The organism is Corynebacterium sp. MSK047 (genome assembly GCF_030232285.1).
Lineage (GTDB): Bacteria > Actinomycetota > Actinomycetes > Mycobacteriales > Mycobacteriaceae > Corynebacterium > Corynebacterium jeikeium_D.
Window position 1 is genome coordinate 1 of record NZ_JASPJI010000038.1, and the last position, 10,151, is coordinate 10,151.

General features: G+C 59.5%; 9 protein-coding genes and 1 tRNA gene. 5 read left to right on the plus strand and 5 right to left on the minus strand.

Annotated features, from left to right (window positions below):
- The coding region (locus QP981_RS10895) for a hypothetical protein (protein ID WP_284858010.1) at positions 1-398 on the plus strand (398 nt) is incomplete at its 5' end.
- Positions 399-406: 8 nt separating this feature from the next.
- Here the strand turns inward: QP981_RS10895 and QP981_RS10900 are convergent.
- Complete coding sequence (locus tag QP981_RS10900; protein ID WP_284858009.1) at positions 407-2,440, minus strand: TPM domain-containing protein; 2,034 nt, start codon at positions 2,438-2,440, stop codon at positions 407-409.
- 28 nt (positions 2,441-2,468) lie between these two features.
- Between QP981_RS10900 and QP981_RS10905 the strand changes: the two genes are divergently transcribed.
- Positions 2,469-3,761 carry a deoxyguanosinetriphosphate triphosphohydrolase gene (locus QP981_RS10905; RefSeq protein ID WP_070566629.1) on the plus strand — a complete coding sequence of 431 codons (1,293 nt, stop codon included), beginning with the start codon at positions 2,469-2,471 and terminating at the stop codon, positions 3,759-3,761.
- 15 nt (positions 3,762-3,776) lie between these two features.
- Here the strand turns inward: QP981_RS10905 and QP981_RS10910 are convergent, their stop codons facing one another.
- Complete coding sequence (locus tag QP981_RS10910; RefSeq protein ID WP_048732681.1) at positions 3,777-4,352, minus strand: TetR/AcrR family transcriptional regulator; 576 nt, start codon at positions 4,350-4,352, stop codon at positions 3,777-3,779.
- An 84-nt stretch (positions 4,353-4,436) separates the two neighbouring features.
- On the opposite strand from QP981_RS10910, the gene QP981_RS10915 reads away from it, so the two are divergent.
- A complete protein-coding gene (locus QP981_RS10915; RefSeq protein ID WP_048732784.1) occupies positions 4,437-5,132 on the plus strand; it encodes a GAP family protein in 696 nt (231 codons plus the stop codon).
- 26 nt (positions 5,133-5,158) lie between these two features.
- Here the strand turns inward: QP981_RS10915 and QP981_RS10920 are convergent, their stop codons facing one another.
- Positions 5,159-5,677 (minus strand): guanyl-specific ribonuclease, encoded by a 519-nt coding sequence (locus QP981_RS10920; protein ID WP_070859032.1) that lies wholly within the window; start codon positions 5,675-5,677, stop codon positions 5,159-5,161.
- Between the two features lie 120 nt (positions 5,678-5,797).
- Between QP981_RS10920 and dnaG the strand changes: the two genes are divergently transcribed.
- A complete protein-coding gene (gene dnaG, locus QP981_RS10925; RefSeq protein ID WP_080969560.1) occupies positions 5,798-7,729 on the plus strand; it encodes a DNA primase in 1,932 nt (643 codons plus the stop codon).
- A 19-nt stretch (positions 7,730-7,748) separates the two neighbouring features.
- Here the strand turns inward: dnaG and QP981_RS10930 are convergent, their stop codons facing one another.
- On the minus strand, positions 7,749-8,381 hold the full coding sequence (locus QP981_RS10930) for an MBL fold metallo-hydrolase (RefSeq protein ID WP_272715356.1): 633 nt from the start codon (positions 8,379-8,381) through the stop codon (positions 7,749-7,751).
- Positions 8,378-9,535: an S-(hydroxymethyl)mycothiol dehydrogenase gene (locus tag QP981_RS10935; protein WP_070859058.1), complete on the minus strand. Its 1,158-nt coding sequence runs from the start codon at positions 9,533-9,535 to the stop codon at positions 8,378-8,380. The genes QP981_RS10930 and QP981_RS10935 overlap by 4 nt, the downstream gene beginning before the upstream one ends.
- 273 nt (positions 9,536-9,808) lie before the next feature.
- On the opposite strand from QP981_RS10935, the gene QP981_RS10940 reads away from it, so the two are divergent.
- Positions 9,809-9,880: transfer RNA gene (locus QP981_RS10940), tRNA-Asn, on the plus strand.
- The last annotated feature ends 271 nt before the right edge of the window (positions 9,881-10,151 follow it).

Here is a 10,151-nt window from a genome sequence, read left to right on the forward strand (position 1 = left end):
GCATATACTTTCCGGAAACCTACAGGTCAATCCGTGAAAATCCGCGATTCCGGACACACTTTTTGACCCTTAACCCTGCTTTCTGGATCACCTCGCCACAAGGGCGTGGCTGGCAGGTGAAAGCCCGCTTTTTTAGCACGAACGCGCTAGTGATGACGAATCCGGATGAGGGGGATTCTTTTGTCCTAAACAGAGAAGGACGGGGAATTCGCACGGTCTTCGACATCGAACGGCCAGGCTATGAGCTCGCCCGAATCGTCAGAGAGGACAGCCTAGGCCGAGGGGTATTTGGTGTCTATGCCCAGAAAGGAGACTTCCGGGGGAGTTTCGAAGACTGGCTGATTGCCGCCTCTCTGGCGACGTGGTCTGTGGATGGACCACGCCAGATGCGAATTTAGGCGGGAATCTAGAAGCCCATTGTGCTGCCGGAGCCGCCTGGTCGGCTCGAACCCCCGCCGAAACCGCCGAATCCGCCGATACTGCCACCAAAGCCGCTGTTGTTGCTGAGCATGCTGCCTAGCACCATGCCGGCGACCATCGAACCGTTGCTGCCGCCACCGCGGCGCTGATCCTGGTAGCGGCGGATGTCACGGCGGGCCAAGTCAGCGGCCTCAGCCGCGAGCTTGCGCGCACGACGTGCGTAGGCCAAAGCCTTTCGCGGATCGTCGTTGGCCAAGCCCTGAGCAGAGCCGTAAGCACGCTGCGCCTCCGCGAGGCGAGTGCGAGCCTCAGCACCAACCACACGGCGGCGGGTAGCAATTAAGTCAGCCGCGGCGCGAATGTGATTGTCGGCATCCTGCATGCTGTGCTGCAAAGTAGCGGTAGCGCGGGCGAACGATGCGGCCTTGTCTCGAGCGGAGTCGAGGGCTTCGTCGAGTAGCTCATCGGCATCGGTCAGTGCGGTCCAGGAACTCAGTGGATCCACTTCGGACTTATTGGCTGCCACGCCGAGTGCTTCACGGCCTGCTTCGATGGCCGCATTGAGTCGCTCGCGGTTGATGTTGGCGCCTTGCGGTGCCGACATCAGGTGCGAGGCCTCATCGATTTCACCGCGGACCTCGGCGATAAGGGAAGCCAGTCCAGCGACTGCAGCGTGAATATCGCTATCGGCGTGTTCAATGGCCTCCAGAAGACTCTCTGCCTGTGTGAGCGCAAAGTCGGTGGCCGACAGCGCATCGATCAGACCACCTTGCTCACCGGCAGGTAGGTCCGCGATGCGGCGGGCCTCAGACATTGACTGGTCAGCCTGATTCAGGTGCTCCGTGGCCATGTCGATATTGTCGGTCACAGAGCTGAGCATCTGCTCTTCGTAACGTGCGCGTAGACCATCGAGAATTTCGCCGGCACGCGGCATACGTGAGCGCAGCTCGACACTTCGCTGAGTGAGCTTTGAAATGGTCGCTTCAGCATTCATTAACTCCTGGCGGAGTTTCTGGAAGTTTGCGGCCTCGCCGTCGAGCTGATCATCCGCAACACCACAGGTGGAGATAATCTCCAGCAGGACACTGCGGCGCTCGATTTCGTCGGTCACGGAGCCGTCGTCAAGCTGTTGGCGAAGTGCAAACGCGCGCTCGAGCGTGGACTGAGAGTGCTTCAGTGCGTTGTCGAAGCTGCGGATGCGTTCGGTGCCGAACTCAGCGCGGGCGAGGTCGAGCTCGGTGCGGGCTTTGCGAATGGACTCATCGGTACTGACAATCTCATCGTGCGCAAGAACATCGAGCGAGCTGGTGCTCAGCGAGTCCAGCGAAGAGACATCCTTGGGGTCGATGTTGCGGCCACGAGCGATCTCCTCCTCATCGCGCTTCTTCTTATTGCGGCGGCCCACGGCCCAGGTGGCGCCACCGACAACGGCGGCACCACCGAGGCCGGCGCCGAGTGCCCACCCACCGGCGGAGCCGCTGCCACCGCCTGCCTCGGCGATGGCAGCTTCACCCGCAGCTGCCCAGTTGTCATCCTCTAACAACTGCCCTTGAGCTGCTCTGTTGATGGCCTCCGCGTTGCGGGGGAAGGAGTCGCCGACGAAAGCGCCGAGGTTTCGGTCTTCCACAGCGACGACCAATACCCCGCGGTTGTCGGCAGCGCCGAGGTGCTCCCAGGCCTGCTGTGCCCACTGCTGGGCCTGGATACCGTCAAAGCTCTTGATGTAGAACACCGAGAACAGGAGTCGCTTCTCTGTCTTGAGCTGCTGAATCTGCTCCTTCAAGCGATCTTCTTCGCTGCCGCTCAGCACACCTGCGAGATCGTCCACGTCGCCCGATACCTCTGTCGGTGTCTCGGCGTGTGCGAGGGATGCTGACGGTGCGAGTGCCAGTAGCGATGCGGGCGCATCAACCGGAGGCTGTGTTGGAAGCGCAGCTGTGATGAGCGGCATGCTCAGGCCGAGGAAAGCACCCGATGCAGCAAGGTAAAGGGGGCGAAACACGCGATTCCTGTCAGACATATCTACAAGGATACGTAACAATAATCACGTGGCCAGTAAATTTTCGTATTCATCTTTTGAACTCGCCCGTATTGTCGAGGAGTCTCCGAAGCAGTCATTGCTGCCCGGGGTGCAGTCCTTGGAAACCCACCGGGCGGCGTTTGCACGAGATCGCGCCCGCGTCCTGCACTCCGCAGCGCTGCGCAGGCTGGCTGACAAAACCCAGGTTGTGGGGCCAGGGGAGGGCGATACTCCGCGCACACGCCTGACTCACTCGCTGGAGGTCGCGCAGATTTCCCGCGGAATCGCCAGCGAGTTGGGTGCAGATGAGGATCTCGCAGAGCTGGCCGGCCTGACCCATGACATCGGGCATCCGCCGTATGGCCACAACGGCGAGCGCGCCCTCAACGAGATTGCCGCTGGGTGCGGCGGGTTTGAGGGCAACGCGCAGACGCTACGTATTCTCACTCGCCTCGAGCCGAAGGTGCTCGATGGTACAGGTGAGCCCTGCGGACTCAATCTCACTCGGGCGGCGCTCGATGCGGCTTGTAAGTACCCGTGGACGCCAATCGGTCCCGATGGTCAGCTCCGCCACAAGTACGGGGCCTACCAGGAAGATGCCGCAATTCTGCAGTGGATTCGCCAGGGCGTTCCGCACGGCAAGCAGTGTCTTGAGGCTCAGATCATGGACTGGTCTGACGATGTCGCCTATTCCGTCCACGATGTCGAGGATGGCATCGTCTCTGGCCGCGTTGACCTGGGTGTTCTGTGGGACACGGTGGAACTGGCCGCGCTCGCTGACAAGGGCGCTGCCGCATTTGGTGGCGATCCAGCGGAGCTCGTCGAGGCTGCCGGGCGTCTTGCCAGCTTGCCGGTGGTATCAGCTGCGGCGTCCTATGATGGTTCGCTGCGCTCGCTGGTCGCGCTGAAACGGATGACCTCGGAGCTGGTCGGCCGTTTCGTCACGGCTTCCGTCGCGGGTACGCGTGCTGCCTCCGGGTCGACGCTTCCGCTCGGGCGTTACGACGCGGACCTCGCCGTGCCCAGCTCGATTCTGGCGGAGGTCACCATGCTGAAGACCATCGCCGTGCTGTATGTGATGGATCTTCCGCGTCATATTCGCCGTCAGGAGCGTGAACGCGATCGTCTTTTCCGGGTGGCCGAGTATCTGCAGGAAGGTGCTCCAGGGACGCTTGATCCGATGTTCCAGTGGCTCTATTCCCGGGCGGAGAGTGACCAAGCGCGGCTGCGGGTTATCGTTGATCAGCTAGCGTCGATGACGGAATCGCGTGTAGAGCGGCTTGATCGCCAGATTGCTGGTGTGGCTGCGGCGTGGGGGTAGTGCTGTCAGCGATTACTATTTTTGAAGTATCCGCTGAAGGCTACTACTGAGGTCATCGGAAAGCGCCTTCGTAGTCTCTGCGTCGGGCTTCGCATGCATGTAATCGAGGGCTAGTCCATTTACGATAGCTGTGATGAGCCGGGCCGTCTGAGCTATATCTCCAGGGACGTCTGCGGCGGACAGTGCTGAAATGAGATGGTCCTGGAATCTACTGAGTTCGTTCTGGTACTCCTGGGCCAGAACTTTGCGTGTTGATGCAGCGGCACCGAGGATAACCCACAGTGCTGCGTCTTCGCGCTGTATTGGGCCGATGGGGAGTAGTTCGAGCAGGGAGCGGTGGAGCTGTTCTAGCGGCGAGGTATTCGATTGAAAGCGTAGCGACGAGACTCTTTCATGCTGTCGTGCTGCCGAGCGCAGAAGTGCCCTGCTGAGTAGTTCGTCTTTCGTGCCCATAAAATACTGCACTGTTCCAGGGGCTACGCCCGCCTGTTGAGCCACTTTTCGAACGCTGACAACGTCGAACCCCTGGTTAACAATTACTTTGATTGCTGCATCGGAAATGGCTTTTTCTTGAGGTGACATCATGCTCATATCCTAAAACTCCTTTGGGGTTTCATTCGCGCCACTTCCCGTACGACTGTATGATAGTTTACTATACGAATGTACGAGGGAGTGATGGAGATGGACTATCTTGTTCTTGTGGGGCTTGCGCTTCTTGACAGTCTCAGTGCTGGAACCCTGCTGATTCCAGTAGTGCTGCTCATCGTCTGGCGGAGGATGAGGGGTGCCGAATACGTTACTTATTTAGGGACAATTGTCTTGTCCTACTTTGCGGTTGGCATCGCGCTTTTTTTCGGCCTGCGTCAGGCTTTAGACGCAGTCTCGGGCATTGCATCCAACACTTGGTTCAGTTGGGTGATGATGGTGTTGGGTATTTTGTTAGCTGCTTACGGAATCCTGGCACCGAATCCCAAGAAACGGACTGTCGAAGAGGTACTTGAATCTCGGTCGGAGGACACGAAGAAAGGTTCTGCCGGCCTCCCCGCGATGGTGGGTTTAGCCTTAGCAGCAGCAGTTGTCGAGGTCGGTACGATGTTGCCGTACTTGGCGGCAATCGGAATCATTGAATCGATGGCAGTGCCTTTCGCAGTGCAACTGCTTATCCTCGCGCTCTACTGTGTAGTGATGATTTCGCCCGCAGTCATCGTTGGAGTGCTCTTCGCGGCCTTCGGAGATAAGGTCTACAACCGGGTAGTGAACGTTATCCCCCGGTTGGAATATGAAACAAAGGTCACTGTTTTGTGGGTGGCAGCAATAATTGGCATCGTTCTTGTTGCCCGGAGCGCAAATCAACTCGGTTTTATCGGGTAGCGCTGATTCCGCAGTAATACTTTGGCTCAGTCCTCCGCGTCAGGAATTTCGCAGAAGCTCTCGTAGTGGTCGTCGGTGTAGTACCAGACATCCGGATCGTTTTCGGAACCGCCGCCGACAACGATGCGGCGTGCACCGCGGCTGGAATTGCCCGGGGTGGTCACGGTGTATTCGCGGTAGTAGTCACCGCGCTCCTTCGGCAGGCGTCCCTCGTAGTTGCCGAAGTGCTTGCCGTCGTGCTGCGAGTAGATGTGGTCCTGGTCGGTCAGGATGCGGTCGATAACATCGTCGGCCTCCTGCGGCAGGGTATCTACTGCGCAGGTGGCACCCTTTGCACCCGACTTGTTGCTGCTCGAGTTAGGACCCGGCTTGGGATTCGACTTCGCGCTAGAGGCAGCGGAACTCTGCGATTCGGAACTCTGCGACCCCTGTGAGTCCTCCGACCCCGATGCGTTCTGATCTCCGCCATCGAGCCCGAAATAACTACCAGCCAGCACCAGGGCGGCAGCGCCTACGCCGCTCGCAATCTTCTTCCACTCAGCCATGGCTAGTATCTTTCCATATCTGTCACCGCCGGCACGTTTTTGGGTTGGGCGCGGGCGGCTCGTCGGCATGCGAAACCTCTACGGCGGAGTCGATTGGACGGTTTGGGTAAGGTTATTTTCATGGCTAGGGGAAGAATTCCGGACTCCGATATCGCGGCAATCCGCGAACGGACTCCGATTGAGGAGATCGTTGCAGAATACGTGAACCTCAAACCGGCTGGCGCGGATTCTCTGAAAGGGCTTTCGCCTTTTAAAGACGAGCGCACGCCGTCGTTCCACGTACGCCCCAATCATGGCTACTACCACTGCTTTTCCACCGGCAAGGGCGGTGATGTATTCAGCTTCCTCATGGAGATGGAACACCTGTCTTTCCCGGAGGCTGTCGAAGCCTGTGCGGAGAAAATTGGCTTCCACATTAACTATGAGGGCGGCGGCACGGGCCGTCGCGAGGAACCGGGAACTCGCCAGCGTCTCATCGCCGCAAACCGCGAGGCACAGAAGTTCTACCGCGAACAGTTCTCCACTCCAGCGGCAGCGCCCGCGCGCGAGTTTCTGGAAAACCGCGGCTTCACCGCCGAGCACGCGGCCCAGTTCGGCTGTGGCTACTCGCCGGCCGGCTGGGACACTCTAACCAAGCACCTGCAGCGCCTGGGCTTTAGCTTCGAGGAGCTGGATAAGGCGGGTCTTTCCAAGATGGGGCGCATGGGGCCGATCGATCGTTTTCACCGTCGTCTCATGTGGCCGATCCGCAATATGTCCGGCGATGTCATCGGTTTTGGTGCCCGCAAGCTTTTCGACGATGACAATCTGGGCAAGTACATGAACACGCCCGAGACCATGCTGTACAAGAAGTCCAAGGTCCTCTTCGGCTTGGATCTGGCAAAGAAGGATATTGCCGCTGGTCATCAGGCTGTAATCGTGGAGGGCTACACTGACGTCATGGCCATGCACGCCTCGGGCGTGACCACAGCCGTCGCGTCCTGTGGCACCGCTTTCGGCGAGGAGCACCTCCAGCTGCTGCGACGTCTCATGCTCGACGACAACTTCTTCCGCGGCGAACTCATCTACACCTTCGACGGCGACGAGGCAGGGCAGAAGGCCGCCATGCGCGCCTTCGAGGGGGAGCAGAACTTCACCGGCCAGTCCTACGTCGCGGTCGCGCCGGACGGCATGGATCCGTGTGATTTGCGCCAGAAGAAGGGGGAGGCCGCAGTCCGCGATCTCGTCGCTTCACGACGGCCATTGATCGAATTTGTCCTCCGCACACTTCTGGCCGACTATGACTTGACCACCGCTAATGGCAGGGTCTCCGGGCTGCGCCGAGTGGTGCCTGTCCTGGCCCAGCTCAAGGACGCGGCGCTGCGCGATGAGTATGCCCGCGAAGTTGCCGGCTGGATTGGCTGGAATGATGAAGCCGAGCTTGTGCAGCGCGTCCGCGAGGAGGCCAGTCGGCCACAGAATGAAAAGCGCACTCCCTACCAGCGTCGCCAAGAAGAGGCCCGGGCCCGTGAAGAGGCGGAGGAAGCGCGGCGCCGGCGCAACCCGGCACTGCCGTATCCAAACCCGAGGGACCCTGTGCTTTATGCGCAGCGTGAGGCCCTCAAGCTGGCAATTCAAGAGCCCGCTACCACCGGCCCGGTATTCGATGCGCTCGCACCTGAGACCTTTGGGCATCCGACATACCGAGCGGTATTCGACGCCATCATGGCTGCCGGGGGCGCCTGTGGGGAGGCGGCCACACAGCCACATAGCTGGGCGACCGCAATTATGGATCAGGCGCGGGAGGACGTCGTCAAGCATCTCGTGACTGAGCTGGGCGTGGAGCAAATCGCCGTCGATGCAGAGACGCTGCGCCCGTATGCGCAGGCGATTCTGGCGCGGTTGCAGGAGGTGTGGGTCGGTGACCAAATTGCACAGCTGAAGGCGATGCTCTCGCGAATGCGGCCCTCAGATGACGAAACCGCCTACAACTCGCTGTTCGCGGACTTGCTCGCGATGGAGCAGTACCGCCGCGAACTGCAAGCAGAGGCGGTCAAGGTCGTGTTTGAGTAGCTAGCGACTAGTAGGGCGGCTAGTAGCCGCGGCGAATCCACTCTTCCAAGTGCGGAGCCTCGTGGCCAATCGTCGTGTGGTCGCCATGACCCGTGCGGACAGTCGTTTCCGCAGGCAGAGTCAGCAGGTTGTCGCGGATGGAGTTAATAATCGTGTCGAAATCCGAGTAGGACCGACCGGTCGCCCCCGGACCGCCGGAAAACAGCGTGTCACCAGAGAACAGCTCCGCGGCCTCCGGCACGTACAGGCAGCACGAGCCAGGGGAGTGACCCGGAGTGTTAATAATGACAACCTCCGTGCCTGCAATCTCCAGGCGCTGACCATGCGCGAGATCCTCGTGCGCCAGGTCCGGCCAGGACTGATCCCACAGCATCTGGTCGCCCGGGTGGACGAGCAGGGGAGCGTCGAGCTTCTCCTGCAGTTCAGGGGCCACAGTGATGTGGTCGTTGTGCGCGTGGGTGCATACAATCGCCTTTACCTTGCGACCGTCCACCGCATCAATAATCGGCTGCGCCTCATGCGCCGCATCGATGACAATGACCTCACGGTCATCGCCGAGCACCCATACGTTGTTGTCTACGTCCCACGTGCCACCATCGAGCGAGAACGTGCCCGACGTGAGAACGTGGTCAACCCTCAAATCCTTGTTCACAGCGCCACCACCGATCGCAGTACCTTACCGGCCTTCATAGTTTCGAAGGCCTCATCAACATCCTCAATGCCAATGCGCTCCGTCACGAAGCCCTCTAGTGGCAGGCGGTTCTGCAACGACAGATCCACCAGCATCGGGAAGTCGCGCTCTGGCAGGCAGTCGCCGTACCAGGACGACTTCAACGCACCACCGCGGCTAAACACATCCGCCAGCGGGATATCCAGCTCCATCGTCGGCGCCGGAACGCCGACCAGAACAACGCGTCCAGCCAGGTCACGGGCGTAGAACGCCTGCTTGTAGGTTTCCGGACGGCCGACCGCATCAATCACGACATCAGCACCGAAACCGTCGGTCAGCTCACGCACTCGCTTAACGACGGAATCCTCTTCCCCGGTGCCCTTATCGCTCTTGGCCAGCTCCGCAGAGTTAATGGTCTCGGTCGCGCCGAATTCGCGGGCGGTATCCAGCTTCTCGTCTGAGATGTCGATGGCAATAATCTTGCTAGCGCCGGCCAGCTTGGCACCGGCGATAGCGGCCGTACCAACGCCACCGCAGCCGATGACGGCTACCGATTCACCGCGCTTGACCTCGCCGGTGTTAATAGCCGCACCGATGCCGGCCATGACGCCGCAGCCAAGCAGGCCGGCAACGGCCGGATCGGCTGCCGAATCGACCTTGGTGCACTGGCCCTCGTGGACGAGGGTGGCATCCGCAAAAGCGCCGATTCCAAGTGCTGGGGTGAGGACGGTGCCGTCGGCAAGCGTCATGGGCTTGGAGGCGTTGAAAGTGCTAAAGCAGTACTGTGGCTCACCGCGCTTGCAGGCGCGGCACTCGCCACAGACGGCGCGCCAATTGAGGACAACGAAATCGCCGACGGCAACATGCGTGACCTCTTCGCCAATCTCGGAGACCACGCCTGCGGCCTCGTGGCCGAGGAAGAACGGGTACTCGTCGGTGATATCGCCGTCGCGGTAAGCCAGGTCTGTATGGCAGACGCCGCAGGCCTGGATGTCAACAATGACATCGTTCGGGCCCGGGGACGGGATGTGGATATCAGTAAGTTCTACAGGTGCGCCTTTTTCGTGTGCGATAACGCCGCGAACAACGCGTGCGGTTTGCTCGGTGTTTTCGGTTCCGTTGGTTTGTTCAGACATAAGCCCCATCGTATGAACGCGCTATGAAAAGTGCATGATGGAAAGCGTTTTCAGTACTGCTGGGGGCTTCGTTGGGCTGTGTGAGATTGCGTGGATTGTGTGGATTGCGTGGCTCTGAGAACTCACAACGGTGTCATGACGTGTGGGAAAAACGTCTAAATTGACCCTTGACCTGGCGATTTGTGAGTTTCAAGGGGGCTGGGTAAAGTATCTATCCGTCGCAAGGAACGGCATGGCCGAAGTTCGGTTTAGCGGGTTCTGTGCGATGGATATTCCTCCATAGCTCAATGGCAGAGCATTCGACTGTTAATCGAAGGGTTGCTGGTTCGAGTCCAGCTGGAGGAGCAATTAAACCAGGTCAGAGAGTTTTTCTCTGGCCTGGTTTTCGTTTAAGAAGACGAAGAAGACAAAAACAGACAGAAAATAATCCAAGCCCTAGGAAAGTCGGAGAAGCGTGTCTGGGCGGTGCGTCGCCGGTGGGCACCTTTCGCTACTTACCCCAGTGCGAGTTACTGACTGCGTTTATGTCAAAAATGGCTCGGTAGGTTCAGGCGGTGAATGCATCACCACTTTCGACCAGGAGAAGTAGTGAAGCAAACCCGCCGAACGAAATACA